Annotated in this window: 15 protein-coding genes; 9 read left to right on the top strand and 6 right to left on the bottom strand. The window is 66.5% G+C overall.

What is annotated here, in order from left to right:
- Positions 1-77 precede the first annotated feature (77 nt).
- The 4 genes from HMPREF3151_RS11315 (at position 78) to HMPREF3151_RS11300 (ending at position 4,502) form a co-directional block, all read left to right on the top strand.
- Positions 78-1,679: an LCP family protein gene (locus tag HMPREF3151_RS11315; RefSeq protein ID WP_070476119.1), complete on the top strand. Its 1,602-nt coding sequence runs from the start codon at positions 78-80 to the stop codon at positions 1,677-1,679.
- Between the two features lie 90 nt (positions 1,680-1,769).
- The gene (locus tag HMPREF3151_RS11310) at positions 1,770-3,401 is read left to right on the top strand and encodes an AbgT family transporter (protein WP_083290331.1); all 1,632 of its coding nucleotides are present in this window, start codon (positions 1,770-1,772) and stop codon (positions 3,399-3,401) included.
- Between the two features lie 27 nt (positions 3,402-3,428).
- Complete coding sequence (locus HMPREF3151_RS11305) at positions 3,429-4,088, top strand: TIGR03089 family protein (RefSeq protein WP_070476116.1); 660 nt, start codon at positions 3,429-3,431, stop codon at positions 4,086-4,088.
- A 102-nt stretch (positions 4,089-4,190) separates the two neighbouring features.
- Positions 4,191-4,502: a hypothetical protein gene (locus HMPREF3151_RS11300; protein WP_070476114.1), complete on the top strand. Its 312-nt coding sequence runs from the start codon at positions 4,191-4,193 to the stop codon at positions 4,500-4,502.
- A 127-nt stretch (positions 4,503-4,629) separates the two neighbouring features.
- Here the strand turns inward: HMPREF3151_RS11300 and HMPREF3151_RS11295 are convergent, their stop codons facing one another.
- From HMPREF3151_RS11295 to HMPREF3151_RS11285, 3 genes are read right to left on the bottom strand one after another with little or no spacing between them, the layout of a single operon-like run.
- Entirely contained in the window at positions 4,630-5,097 is a 468-nt protein-coding gene (locus tag HMPREF3151_RS11295; protein WP_083290330.1) for a YdcF family protein, read from the bottom strand.
- On the bottom strand, positions 5,090-5,593 hold the full coding sequence (purE, locus tag HMPREF3151_RS11290) for a 5-(carboxyamino)imidazole ribonucleotide mutase (protein ID WP_070476106.1): 504 nt from the start codon (positions 5,591-5,593) through the stop codon (positions 5,090-5,092). Before purE ends, HMPREF3151_RS11295 begins: the two co-directional genes overlap by 8 nt.
- Before the next feature lie 4 nt (positions 5,594-5,597).
- Positions 5,598-6,779 carry a 5-(carboxyamino)imidazole ribonucleotide synthase gene (locus HMPREF3151_RS11285; protein WP_256365537.1) on the bottom strand — a complete coding sequence of 394 codons (1,182 nt, stop codon included), beginning with the start codon at positions 6,777-6,779 and terminating at the stop codon, positions 5,598-5,600.
- A 40-nt stretch (positions 6,780-6,819) separates the two neighbouring features.
- On the opposite strand from HMPREF3151_RS11285, the gene budA reads away from it, so the two are divergent.
- Positions 6,820-7,554 carry an acetolactate decarboxylase gene (budA, locus tag HMPREF3151_RS11280; protein WP_070476104.1) on the top strand — a complete coding sequence of 245 codons (735 nt, stop codon included), beginning with the start codon at positions 6,820-6,822 and terminating at the stop codon, positions 7,552-7,554.
- A 168-nt stretch (positions 7,555-7,722) separates the two neighbouring features.
- On the opposite strand, the gene HMPREF3151_RS11275 is transcribed toward budA, so the two are convergent.
- Both HMPREF3151_RS11275 and HMPREF3151_RS11270 read right to left on the bottom strand, forming a co-directional pair.
- Positions 7,723-8,184, bottom strand: a complete 462-nt coding sequence (locus HMPREF3151_RS11275; RefSeq protein ID WP_070476102.1) for a hypothetical protein — start codon at positions 8,182-8,184, stop codon at positions 7,723-7,725.
- A 22-nt stretch (positions 8,185-8,206) separates the two neighbouring features.
- Entirely contained in the window at positions 8,207-8,935 is a 729-nt protein-coding gene (locus HMPREF3151_RS11270) for a biotin--[acetyl-CoA-carboxylase] ligase (protein WP_070476100.1), read from the bottom strand.
- Positions 8,936-9,070: 135 nt separating this feature from the next.
- On the opposite strand from HMPREF3151_RS11270, the gene HMPREF3151_RS11265 reads away from it, so the two are divergent.
- From HMPREF3151_RS11265 to HMPREF3151_RS11250, 4 genes are all read left to right on the top strand, one after another.
- Complete coding sequence (locus HMPREF3151_RS11265; protein WP_070476098.1) at positions 9,071-10,318, top strand: ATP-binding protein; 1,248 nt, start codon at positions 9,071-9,073, stop codon at positions 10,316-10,318.
- 94 nt (positions 10,319-10,412) lie between these two features.
- The gene (locus HMPREF3151_RS11260; RefSeq protein WP_070476095.1) at positions 10,413-11,927 is read left to right on the top strand and encodes an acyl-CoA carboxylase subunit beta; all 1,515 of its coding nucleotides are present in this window, start codon (positions 10,413-10,415) and stop codon (positions 11,925-11,927) included.
- 10 nt (positions 11,928-11,937) lie between these two features.
- Positions 11,938-12,123 (top strand): acyl-CoA carboxylase subunit epsilon, encoded by a 186-nt coding sequence (locus HMPREF3151_RS11255; RefSeq protein ID WP_070476088.1) that lies wholly within the window; start codon positions 11,938-11,940, stop codon positions 12,121-12,123.
- Complete coding sequence (locus HMPREF3151_RS11250; protein ID WP_070476085.1) at positions 12,123-12,725, top strand: Maf family protein; 603 nt, start codon at positions 12,123-12,125, stop codon at positions 12,723-12,725. Before HMPREF3151_RS11255 ends, HMPREF3151_RS11250 begins: the two co-directional genes overlap by 1 nt.
- Before the next feature lie 100 nt (positions 12,726-12,825).
- Here the strand turns inward: HMPREF3151_RS11250 and HMPREF3151_RS11245 are convergent, their stop codons facing one another.
- Positions 12,826-13,350: a hypothetical protein gene (locus tag HMPREF3151_RS11245; RefSeq protein ID WP_070476082.1), complete on the bottom strand. Its 525-nt coding sequence runs from the start codon at positions 13,348-13,350 to the stop codon at positions 12,826-12,828.
- Positions 13,351-13,353: the final 3 nt, after the last annotated feature.

The following is a 13,353-nucleotide window of genomic DNA, read 5'->3' as shown; positions in this document are numbered from 1 at the left end:
ACCGGTGGGGCCGAAATCGGTGTACGGCACAGGTGCGGCCTCCGGTATTCAGACAGGGATGTCGTATACTTCCCCGCGTGACTGACCCCAACCGGCGTGCCCGCGATATTCAAGCGGCACCTTCGCGAACGCGAGACGTGTCTCAGTCCGGCCACCCTGTGGTCAAAGGCGTGCTGGCGGTGGTCTCAGCCCTGGCAATCACCTTGTCTGGCGTCGGCTACTTCGCCGTCGGCCGCTTGGGCGGGCAGCTTTCCGCCTCGGAGCTAGACGTCAGCTCCCAGAGCAAATCCAAGGGCAAGGGCAACAAGGAAGACGCTGCGCTCGACGGTGCCGTGGACATCCTCTTGGTCGGCTCCGACTCGCGCACGGACGCGCAGGGCAACCCGTTGAGCGAGGACGAACTCGCCCGCCTCAACGCCGGCGTCGCCGACGGTGAGATCAACACCGACACAATCATGGTTATCCGCATTCCGGAGGACGGCTCGAAAGCGACGGCCGTGTCCATTCCGCGCGACACGTACGTCCACGACAGCACCTACGGCAACCTGAAAATCAACGGTGTCTACGGCGCCTACGCCGCGGATAAGCGCGAAGAGTTGATCGAAGAAGACGGCATGCCCGAAGGACCCGAGCTGGAGCAGCGGGTCGCGCGCGCAGGACAGGAGGGCTTGATCGATGCGGTGGCCAACCTCACCGGCGTGGAGGTGGACCACTTCGCGCAGGTGGGACTGCTCGGCTTCGTCCTGCTCACGGACGCCGTGGGCGGTGTGACCGTGTGCCTCAACAACGCTGTGGACGAGCCGCTGTCCGGCGCACACTTCCCCGCCGGCGTGCAAACCCTCAACGGCACCCAGGCGCTGTCGTTCGTGCGCCAACGCCACGACCTGCCCCGCGGCGACCTCGACCGCATTGTCCGCCAGCAGACATTCATGGCGTCGCTTGTGCGCAACATGCTTTCCGCGGGCACCCTGACCAACCCGGCACGCCTGCGCGAGCTGGCCAACGCAGCGGAGCGCTCCGTCACGCTGGACAAGGGTTGGGATGTTGTCCGCTTCGCCCAGCAGCTTTCCGGCCTGGCGGGCGACAACGTCACGTTCACCACCATTCCGGTCACCTCCGTCAACGGCATCGGCGACTACGGCGAATCCATCATCACCGTCGACGTGGCCCAGGTGCACCGGTTCATGGAAGACGCGGTGGAGCCCGAGCAGGAAGAAGAGGACACCACCGAGACCTCCGACTCGCCCGACTCCACCGACTCTGCGTCGTCCTCGACGCTTGGCACCCAGGATGTCATCGTGCTCAACGCTGGCGCCGTGCCGGGCCAGGCGGGCCGCGTCGGCGAGGAGCTGGGCAAACAGGGCCTCCAGGTCTCCGAGGTGGCAAACGCCATGGAGGGCCTGTACTTCCAGAGCCAGGTGTTGGCCGCCGACGCCAACGACCCCGCGGCGCAAGAACTCGCCCGCATCCTCGGCGGTGTGCCTGTGGTGGCCAACGCAACCCTCGAGCCGGGCACGATGATCGCCGTCGTGGCCGAGGATTACGCCGGCCCGGGTGTCATGACTGCGGAGGAAGCACAGCAAGAGGCGCCGGTTGGCACCCCGGGCGAGGATTTCGGCGCGACCGAGATCGGCCCCGAGATCACCGCCGACGGCGACAGCCCGCGCTGCGTAAACTAACCCGCCCCATCCCACTGTTTGGGAATGTAATTCCAGGGTTTTTCCCAAACCGGGAAAAACCCTGCAGACGGTTTGGTAAAACCAGAGTGCATGACTCGTACACCACGGCCCGAGCCATCGCCAGAAACCACCACAACTGCCAACAGGGTTCACGCGCCCGAGAAACCGGGCGCAACAGACCGTGTCCTCAACACCATCGAGAAGGTGGGCAACAAACTCCCCGAGCCGTTCACCCTCTTTCTCCTGCTGTTCCTCATCACCGCCGTCATCTCCACGGTGATGGCCTGGTCCGGGGCCCAAGTCCAGGTCCCCGGCTCCGACGAGGTCCGCCCCATCCACGGGTTCTTCACCAAGGAAGGACTGGCCTGGTTCACCGTGAACCTGGGCGAAAACTACGTCGGTTTCCCGCCGCTGGTCTACGTGCTTCCCATCATCCTGGCCGTGGGCATCGCAGAGCGCTCCGGCATGCTCTCGGCGCTGATCCGCCGCTTGTTCGGCTCCGCCAACACAACCGTCCTGCCCTACGCGGTGGGCCTGATCGGCGTGTCCGCCTCGCTGATCGCGGACCCGGCTTTCATTGTCATCCCGCCGCTGGCTGCCATGGTGTTCAAGGCCGCCGGCCGCCACCCCGTCGCCGGCCTGCTGGGCGGCTTCGCTTCCGTGGGCGCCGGTTACGCCACGTCGATCCTGCCCGGCTCCCTGGACGCGCTGTTCGCCGGCATCACCAACTCCGTCATGGAGGCGCTGCCCAGCCTCGAGGCGAACGAGGTCACGGTGATGTCCAACTACTGGTTCAACATCGCCTCCGCCTCCATTCTGGGCTTCATCGCCGGCCTGATCATCGACAAGGTGCTGGAGCCGCGCCTAAACAAACTGGGCGTGCCCACCGAGGTCGCGCCCGGCGAGGACGCTCCGGACCTGGACCGCGACGGCAACGAGATCACCGCCGAGCTCACCGCAGCCGAAAAGCATGGCCTGACCGCCACGCTGTGGGCCACGCTCCTGCTCACCGTCGCAGGCACCGTCGCCGTGCTGGTGCCGGGCTCGCCGTGGCGCAACGAGGAAGGTACCTTCCTGCCGGATTCGCCGCTGATGCAGTCCACCGTGTTCATCGTGGTGCTCTACTTCGTGGTCATGGGCCTGGTCTACGGCAAGGCCGCCGGCACCGTGAAAAGCGTCACCGACGTCACGGACATGATGGGCTCGTCCATCAAGGAAATGACCGGCTTTCTGGTGCTGGCGTTCATCCTCGGCCAGTTCATCGCACTGTTCAACTGGACCGGCATCGGCACCTGGACTGCCGTCAAGGGCGCGCAAGCCCTCGAGTCCGCGGGCATCGGCGGTTTCGGCGCAATCCTCGCATTTGTCGTCCTCGCCTCCTGCCTGAATCTGCTGGTCATCTCCGGCTCCGCGCTGTGGACGCTCATGGCCGCAGTATTCGTGCCCATGTTCGCCCTGTTGGGTTTCGACCCGGCGTTTATCCAAGCCGCCTACCGCGTCGGAGATTCCGCAACGCAGATCATCACCCCGCTCAACCCGTACATCATCGTCATCCTCACCCAGCTGCGCCGCTACGAACCAAAGGCTGGCATCGGCACCCTGATGTCGCGCCTGATCGTGTTCACGGTGGTGTTCTGGATGTTCTGGCTGGTACTGCTGTTCATCTGGTACCAGTTCGACCTGCCGTTGGGGCCGGGCGCGGCGATCATGTTGGCGTCGTAAAGCAATTGCCCCTTACGATGGGCGGGCATGAGCATGCTCGCACCGCTAATGCAGACTGACCCGTCGACGCCGCGCCTGACCGTCTACGACGACTCGCGCGGCGTACGCATGGATTTTTCGGCGCAGACGCTGGACAACTGGGCCAGCAAGGTCGCCAACATGCTCGATGAGGAATTCGACGCCGGCGACGAGGTCGCCATCGACCTGCCGGTGTCGTGGCAAGCGGCGGTCATCGCCATCGGCGCATACAACTCCTCGCGCACCCCGCTTATCGACGCCTCCGGTGCCCCCGCCCCCGACCTCATCTTCACCACCCTGGATGGTGCCGCGCGGTGGAGTGAGGTGCCCGATTGCGTGGTGGTCTCCGACGACCCGTTCGGCCGCGGCGTGGTGGAAGCCGGCGGTGAACTGCCCGTAGGCACCGTGGACTTCGGCCCCACCGTGCGCTTCTACGGCGACGACTACTTTGGCGCCTCCCCCGCTTTGAGATCGTTCGCCGTGCCCGGCATTGAGGCGGAGCGCTACCTGGTGCAGGACTGGCACACCACTGAGGAGTTCGCCGCGAACGTGCTCGGCCCCATCGCCGCCGGCGGCTCCGTCGTAGTGGTCACCGGGCTGGTCTCCGCAGAGAGGCTGCAGGAGATCGCCGAGACGGAGAAGGTCACCCGCTTCATCGACGGGCAGTAGCTTCGGAGCGGGACCGGCGCTGGGCCTGTGGCGGGGCAATCAGGCGCGGTCGGTTATTCTGTGGCGGATACACCCGTGCTCACGCCCATGAAGGGACTGCTCATGCTCACCAGCTCTTTCTCCCGCCGCGCCATCGCCCCCGCGCTCGCCGCCGCCCTCGTCGCGGGCGCTGCCCCGGTGGCCACCGCCGCCCCGGCGACGGACTCCGCCGCAGCCACCGACACTGCTTCCGACCAGGGCAAGCAGTCCAGCGGCCCGGGCAGCTCCGAGTACACCCAGGACGAAATCGACAACGCCAAGCGCTTCGCTGGCCTGCTCGCCGGCATCCTCGCCATTGTGGCCACCATCGGCGCCGCCGGCCTGTACTTCGCCGGCCCGCACCTGGGCCTGAACCGGCCGGGCCTGCAGAAGTAACACTTCCGGCCGCGCGGACCCTCCCGTTGCACAAACCCTGAGGAAGCGCCCCTGAGCTTGGCCGTTTTTGGGCCATACTCCGGATCGCTTGCTCAGGGTTTAACTCTGTAGGGCGCCCCTGCGCCCCCTACCGCCCGAGCACCCGGCGCACGAAACGGCGCCACACGACCCGCGCCACAGAGTGCGGCAGCGCCACCACCTCCCGCGCGTAGTTTTTCACCCGCGACGTCTCCGGGGTCGGCGCCGCCACCAGCCGCACCGGGATGCCCAGGTGCCACGCCCACACGCGGGTGCGCAGAACGTGAAACCCGCTGGTCACCACGGTCAGGTAGGCGGCGTCCGGGAACAGCGCCCGGGAGCGCTCCAGGTTTTCGTTGGTGGAGCGCGCCTCCGGCTCCAGCACCACCTCCGACTCTGGCACCCCGTGCGCCACGAGCCACGCCGCCATCACCGGGGCCTCGTCAAACCCGGTAACCACCAGCGGCGCGGGGGCCGCACGCCACACCTCGAGCGCCCGGCGCAGCCGGAACTCGAGCATGCGCGAAGGGCGCCCGTCGACGATGCGGGCGCCCAGCACGACGATCGGGTTATTCACCCATCAGGCGCTTGCGCAGCGCCTCGTCTTTACGCTCCACCTCGGACGCCATGCGCGCCTGGTAGTCCACCATCTTGCGCTGCACGGACGGGTCCGCCGCTCCCAGGATGCGCGCGGCCAAAAGCCCTGCGTTCTTCGCCCCACCGATGGAGACGGTGGCAACCGGCACCCCGCCCGGCATCTGCACGATGGACAGCAGCGAGTCCAGCCCGTCCAGCGTGTCCAGGGCGCGAGGGATGCCGATGACCGGCAGCGGGGTTGCCGCGGCGACCATGCCCGGCAGGTGCGCCGCTCCCCCGGCGCAGGCGATGATCACCTGCAGGTCGCGCGTGTGCGCTTCCTTGGCGTACGCCAGCATTTTCTCCGGCGTGCGGTGCGCGGAGACCACGCCGACCTCAAACGGGATGCCGAATTCGGCAAGCACCTCGGCGGCCGGGGCGACGGTGTCCCAGTCCGAGTCGGAGCCCATGATGATGCCAACGACTGGCTGTGCCATGTGTCTAGTCCTTCCAGGTTGCGTGGATGATGTAGTGCGCGGCGTCTTCGGCCACGGCGAGCGCCTCTTCGACGCTGTCGGCGCACACGTTGACGTGGCCCATCTTGCGCCCGGGGCGGTGGTCCTTGCCGTAGAGGTGCACCTTGGCCTGCGGGTACTTGCGCATCACCGCAATGACACGCTCGGCCATCGGCACAGAGGGGTCCTCGTCGCCGCCGAGTGTGTTCACCATGACAGTTGCGGGCGAAAGCGTATCGACGGCACCTAACGGCCAATCCAGCACAGCCCGCACATGCTGCTCGAACTGGGAGGTCACGCACCCATCCTGGGTCCAGTGGCCGGTGTTGTGCGGGCGCATGGCCAGCTCGTTGACTGAGACCTCCGGGCCATGCTCGCCCTCGTACTCGAACAGCTCCACGGCCAACACGCCGGTCACGCCCAGGCCTTCGGCGACCTGCACGGAGAGCTCCTCGCAGCGCTTCGCCAGCTCTGCTGACATGTCCGGCGCGGGAGCGATAGCCACGCGGCAGATGCCGCCGTCCTGGCGCGACTCCACCACGGGCCAGGCGCGCACGTCGCCGGAGCGGTTGCGCGCCACCATGGCGGACAGCTCGCGGGTGAACGCGACTTTCTTCTCCGCCATCAGCGGCAGGTCGCGGCCCAGAAGCTCCTCTACCAGCTCGGCGCACTCTTCACGCGTTGACGGGAACCACACCCCGTGGCCGTCGTAGCCGCCGCGGGTGGCTTTCAAGCACACCTGACCGTCGGTGTCGTCCCAGAACGCCTCAGCGTCCGCCGCCGACTCGATCGCCGCAAACGCCGGCACCGGCAGGCCAGCCTCAGACAGGCGCGTGCGCTGTTCGAGTTTGTCCTGTGCGTAGATCAGGGCATCGGGGCGGGGTTCGACGGCCACGCCACCGTCGATAAGCAATTGCGCGTACTCGTTGGGCACATGCTCGTGGTCGAAGGTGACCGCATCCGCACCACTCACGACCGCGCGCAGGTCCTCAAGCTTGGTGTAGTCGCCGAGGCGCACGTCGCCGAACACCTGCGCGGCCGAGGCGTCCTTGCTTGCGGCCAGCACGCGGGTTTCCACGCCGAGCTCGATCGCTTCTGTCTGCATCATCCGTGCCAACTGGCCGTCGCCGATGACGGCGACGACGGGCATCCCATAGGCGTTACTCACCCTGCACACTGTAGTCGCCCCTCCGACTAGCATCGCAGCCATGTCTGAAACGATCGCCCGCCACACCATCTTCCAAAACTCGCTGATGACCGCGCTTCTCGACGGCATCTACGACGGCGAGCTGACCATCAGCGACATCCTGAGCAAAGGCAACTTCGGCCTAGGCACCTTCGACGCCCTCGACGGCGAGATGCTCATCCTCGACGGGGTGTGCCACCAGCTCACCTCCGACGGCAAGGCGCGCGTGGCCGAGTTGGACCAGCGCACACCGTTTACCGTGGTGACCAACTTCGTGCCACGGATGCGTTTCGACGCACCCGCCGGCATGGTCCGCTCCGAACTGGCCAAATTCATCGACGATGCCGAGCCCAGCCACAACTTCTTCACCGCCGTGAAGATCACCGGACGGTTCAAGAAGGTGGTGGTGCGCACGGTGACCAAGCAGGAAAAGCCCTACCCACCGATGTCCGAGGCGGTTTCCGACGACGCGGAGCACGTCTTCACCGACATCGAAGGCGTCATCGGCGGTTTCCGCACCCCCATGTACGCCAAAGGCATCGGCGTGCCGGGCTGCCACGTCCACTTCATCGACGACGAGCACTCGCGCGGCGGCCACGTGCTGGACTACACCGTGGACGAAGCCGTGATCGAGCTTTGCCCCGGCACCGACATGGAGCTGCACCTGCCGGTCACCGCCGAGTTTCTGGGCGGCAAGCTCTCCCCCGAGGACCTGGACGAGCAGCTGCACACCACCGAGATTAAGGGGTACAAGTAGCGCCCAGCGCCGGGCGGAAAGAGTGCGCCGGACGGGGTTCCTGACAAATTACGGCAGCCGTTTGTGCCGACCTGGGAATATAGGGGCGCACTGACAGATTCCGCCACGAAGTGTCGGAGATAGGGCCTCCCGAGGCGAGGCGCGCGGCGTCGGCCGCGCGCCTCAGGCCTACCGCGCGGCGCCGAGCGCGCGCTGCAGCGCCTTCTCCACCGCGCGGGTCTTGCCCACCCGCTCGAACACGATCGGCTGCGCGTAGCCGTACACCGCCACGTTGATGCCGCCGCGCTCGCGGCGCACGGAGTGGATCTGGCGTAGCGGGATGGAATCCACCGCCCCGCGCCGGCCGCGGGCCAGGATGCGCCTGTCGGTGACGATGAAGCGCCGGCGCCTGGACGCCACCAAGGGGCCGACGAACCTCCACAGCACGAGCAGCCCCCAGATCAGCACCACGATGTTGCGCAGGCCCGGGTCCACGTGCGGGGTCACGTCCATCCAGCCGACGGCCATCCACGCCACGCCGGTCACGGCCACCAGCTCCAGCAGCGGGATGGTCAGCGCGGAAAGCGGCGCGCACACGTCGGCGAGGACAACTTCGTCCCCGCCGACGCGAAACGGTGCTTTGCCAGCCATAAACAGGCAGGGTACTGCACGCCTAGGATGTCGGCCGCAGATGGTGGACGTCGCCGACGGAGAAAGCGGAGCCGTCGATAAGCACTTCGCCCTGGTCGTTGACCCCGGTGACAGTGCCGGTGACGGTCTCCTCGCCCTCGCGCATCTCCAGGCGCACCTGCTGGCCGATGGTGGCGCACACGGCGCGGTAGTCCTCGAGCAGCTGCGGGTCGCCCTCGCGCCACTGGGCGAGGCGCTTGCCCATGGCGCGCAGGATGTCGGCGGTGAAGTCGTCGAAATCCACGTCCAGGCCCTCCAGGTTGAGCGCGGTGGCGGTTTCCACCGGCAGGTCCTCGGTCCGCATGACCACGTTGATGCCGATGCCCACGATCACCCGCGGCAAGTCCAGCGCGGAGAGGATGCCGGCGATTTTCTTGCCGCCGATCTGCACGTCGTTGGGCCATTTCAGCCGCGCCTGTGGCACCACATCGGTCACGGCGACACCCGGCGCGATGGACAGCAGGCCGAACGGCGGCACCTTCTCGGGCACCTCCACCACCATGCTCATGGCCAGCTGCGAGCCCTTCGGCGAGACCCAGTGGCGGCCCAGCCGCCCTTTGCCGGCGGTCTGCTCGTCGGCGATGAGCACGGTGCCCGGCTCGCCTTCTTTGAGCAGGTCGGCGTTGGTGGATCCGGTGGTTTCCACCCACCGCACGTTCGGCCAGTACTCCGCCACCGCGTCCTGGATGGCCTGAATGTCGCGCACAGTCATAGCTAAAGAGCATATCGTTTCTGAAAATCGGGTAGTAGGAGTTCTGAAAATGCGGTAGTAGACCTTCTGAAACTCGGGTAGTAGGAGTCCTGAAAATGCGGTAGTAGGACACTTTCGTGCAGTACAATGCCCCATATGGCCTACCTCCGACGCACCCTCGACGACGAGCTCGACCTCCTCATGCCGCACCTGCCCGCCATTGCCATCGACGGGCCCAAAGGTGTCGGCAAGACTGACACCGCTAAACGCCGCGCCAACACCACGTGGTTTCTTGATGATCCGGATATGCGCAGCATTGCGGAGGCCGATTTTTCGCTCTCATCAGCGCCGTACGGCACGTTGCTCATCGACGAGTGGCAGCATCTCCCCCAGATTTGGGATTCGGTTCGCCGTCAGGTGGACCAGGGAACTGCCCCCGGGCGTTTTCTGCTCACCGGCTCGGCCACTCCCGTCGACGCGAAGGGTTCCCATTCGGGTGCCGGGCGGATCTACTCGTTAAGAATGCGCCCGATGGCCGTCCATGAACGCGGCGTATCTGACCCCACGTGCAGCTTCGCCAGGATCTTGGCCGGAGACAGCGAAGTATCCGGACACTCGGATTTCGAGGTCGGCGATTACGCCAAGCTCATCACCGGCAGTGGTTTTCCCGCTATCGCCGCGGCTGACCCCACGGTCCAAACGCTGATGCTCGACTCGTACATCGAGCGCATCATCGACCGCGACATCCCCGATGCAGGCTACGAAGTACGCCGGCCCGAAAGCCTCCGGAGCTGGCTGCGCGCCTACGCAGCGGCCACTTCCACGACCACCGCCTATTCAAGGCTGCTCGACGCCACGACGGGCGGCCAGGTGAAGCAGCCGAATCAGAAAACTACGCTCGCATACCGCGAACACCTAGCGAAGATTTGGCTGCTCGATCCCGTGCCTGGGTGGGTTCCGGAACTTAACGAGTTCAAGCGGCTGCAGCAGGGCCCCAAACACCACCTCGCCGACCCCGCTCTCGCGGCACGACTGCTCGGCATCGGCCCATCCAGCCTCCTCAGCAACCGCGCGGCCCACATGTTTGGGCCACTCTTCGAATCCCTGACTGCCCTCACACTTCGGGTACTGGCTCAAGCAGCCAGAGCGCGGGTGTACCACCTCCGATCAAACGCTGGAGAAAGGGAAGTCGACTTCATCGTCGAAGGGCTGGAACGAGAAGTCGTCGGTGTAGAGGTCAAACTCAAGCCGCGGGTTGAGGACGCCGACGTCCGGCACCTTCTGTGGCTGCGCGATCGCATTCCGGACCGGGTAACCAACCTGATGGTGGTAACCACAGGTAAACAGGCATACGTCCGCCCCGACGGAATCATCGTCATGCCCCTCGCCCTCCTCGGCGCGTAGGCGCCGCTCTACTGCCCGTCGGCGGAGGGTGAAACGCGGGCGGCGGAGCCGTCGATAAGCATGGCGGCACATAAGGAATCTAGACTGAGGCGTTATGAGTTCATCCAAACCCGACATGACCACCACCGCGGGCCGCATCGAGGATCTGCGCAACCGCCTGGATGAGGCGCAGGCCCCGGTCGGTCAGGACGCGATCGACGCAGTGCACGAAGCCGGGGCCGCCACCGCCCGCGAGCGCGTGCAAAAGCTTGTGGACGAAGGCACGTTCGTGGAAACCGACGCGCTGGCGAAGCACCGCGTCGAGGCGTACAAGATGGACAAGTCCAAGCCCTCCACCGACGGCGTGGTCACAGGCTATGGGCTTATCGACGGCCGAAGGGTATGCCTGTTCTCCCAAGACCCCACCGTCTTCGACGGGCAGATCGGCGAGGTCTACGCCGAGAAGATGCTCAAGATCTACGACCTGGCCACCAAGACCGGCGTGCCGCTGATCGGCATCTACGATTCCACCGGCCCGCGCTGGAAGGAAGGCATCGTCACCGCGCACATGCAGGCGCAGATCCTGCGCGCCGCCACCCGCGCATCCGGGCTGATCCCGCAGATCGCGGTCGTGGCCGGCGACGCGGCGGCGCTTTCCGCGGCGACCGTGCCGCTGGCGGACATCACCATCATGGCCGAGGGCGCGGCGATGCACGTGACCACCGCCGACATCGTGAGCAAGGTGACCGAGACCGAAACCACGAGCGAGGAGCTCGGCGGCAGCGCCGTTCACGCCGCGGAAACCGGCCTGGCGCAGCTGACCGCCGCCACCGATGTGGAGGCCGTGGAGCTGGCGCGCGCGGTGGTCGGCTACCTGCCGCTGAACAATAAGGCCGCCTCCCCGCTGGGCGCGGAGGCGGCCGGTTCCGGTGCTGACCTGGACACGTTCATCCCGGACGACGACAACCAGCCCTACGACGTGCTCGACGTGGTCAACGCTGTCACCGACGGGGACTTCTTCGAGCTTTCCGCTGGCTACGCAGGCTCTGTGGTCACCGGGTTTGCGCATGTTGGCGGGCGTGCCGTTGGTGTCGTGGCCACGCAGCCGAGCGTGCTTGCCGGCTGCCTGACCCGTGATGCCGCCCGCAAGGCCGCCCGCTTCATCCGCACCTGCGACGCGTTCAACCTGCCGGTCGTGCAGTTCGTGGACTCGCCGGGCTTCCTGCCGGCCGTCGAGGAGGAACGTGCCGGCTCGTCCGCCGCCGCGGCGGCACTTGCCTACGCGTTCGCCGAGGCGCAGGTGGGCACCATCACCGTGGTCACCCGCAAGGCGTTCGGCCCCTCGTACGCCCTGCTGGGCTCGAAGGGCCTGGGCGCGGACCTGGTGTTCGCGTGGCCGACCGCGCAGATCGCGCTCGCAGACGCCCCCACCGCCGCCGAAGCCATCGGCACCGACGCCGAGCAGTACGCCGAGGAAAACCTCAACCCGTACGTGGCCACCGAGCGCGGCCTGGTGGACGCTGTGATCGAGCCGTCCGCCACCCGCGACCGCGTGCTCGAGGGCCTGCGCCTGCTGGAGCGCAAGGTGGGCTACCCGGCGCAGAAAAAGCACGGCAACATCCCGCTGTAAGGAGGCTGACGTGGACATTCAGGTACTCAAAGGCAACCCCACCGAGGCGGAACTTGCGGCACTTTCGCAAGTGCTGGAGCAGCTGCAGCGCGAGCGCAAGCTCGCCGGGGTGCAGCCGGACGCGAACTACTGGGGTATCTCCCACCCCGCCACCGCGTACAACCCGCACGCATTCGACTCGGCGGCGTACTTCTAATGCGGCTGGTGTTGGCGTCGCAATCGCCGTCGCGGCGCATGCTGCTCGAACAAGGCGGGGTGCGGCCCGTGCTGCGGCCGGCGCACATCGACGAGGACGCGGTGATCGCATCGCTTCACAGCGCCCCTGCGGCCACCACCGTTTCCACCCTCGCCCGCGCCAAAGCGGAGACCGCCATCGCCGACTTCCCCGACGACGTGGTGGTCGGCTGCGACTCGATGCTGCTCCTCGACGGTGAACTGCTGGGCAAGCCCCACACCGTTGAGGCGACCATCGAGCGCTGGAAAGCACAGCGCGGCAAAGAGGCGCAGCTGCTCACAGGGCACGCGGTGTGGTTCGGCGGTCAGTGGGTAGTGGACACCGTCGCCACCACCATCCGCTTCGGCGACGTCTCCGACACCGACATCGAGGCCTACGCCCGCTCCGGCCAGCCGCTGGAATGCGCAGGCGCATTCACGCTGGAGGCGCTGGGCAGCTGGTTCATCGACTCCATCGACGGCGACCCCACCAGCGTCATCGGACTGTCCATGCCGCTGTTGCGCCGCTGCCTGTACCGCTTCGGGCTCGACGCTTCCGATTTCTGGGCCGCCGACTCTTTGTAAAACTCGGCCGAACGAACACCCCGGCAGCGCATAACCGCAGGTTGTGATTTCGACTCGCCGACTTTTGCAAAAGGGGTCACCGGTAGCCCACTCCCGCCGCCTAAAATCCGCGGGCGGTGAGGAACTCGTCGAGGACCTTGAGCCCCTCCGGCTGGTGGTCCACGCACATGCGCAGCCACTCGCCGATCTTGTTCTTGGGGTTGCGCACACTCGACGGCTCGTCCAGGTCCACGTCCTTGCCGAACAGCGCTTCGTAGATGGGGCGACGCTCCTCGTCGTCGTCCACCCGGATCTCGACCGCCAGTTGCAGGACCAGGGTTCCTCGACGTTCGCGGTAGTTCACGTCGGCGCCGCCGTCGACAAACCGCTGCGCAAGCGCCGCATCGCCGGCCCCCAGATGACGGTGCCTGCCCAGTAGGACAGTCAGTGCGTTCTGCCCGTATTCGACTCGCGACGCATCCGCGCCCCGGTCCAACATGTCGTTGCAGATCGCGGCGCGGTGTTCCGGATCCTTGTTGGTCAGCCCGTTGAACAACATGTCCGTCGGGTCGTTCACCTCTGGGTCGAACACCTCGAGAAATTCCTCGTAGGTGCCCTTCTTCGCCGTGTACGTCGGACTTGCCATTGG

It is taken from the genome of Corynebacterium sp. HMSC05H05 (assembly GCF_001807265.1).
GTDB lineage: Bacteria > Actinomycetota > Actinomycetes > Mycobacteriales > Mycobacteriaceae > Corynebacterium.
This window is presented reverse-complemented; position numbering and strand designations above follow the sequence as displayed.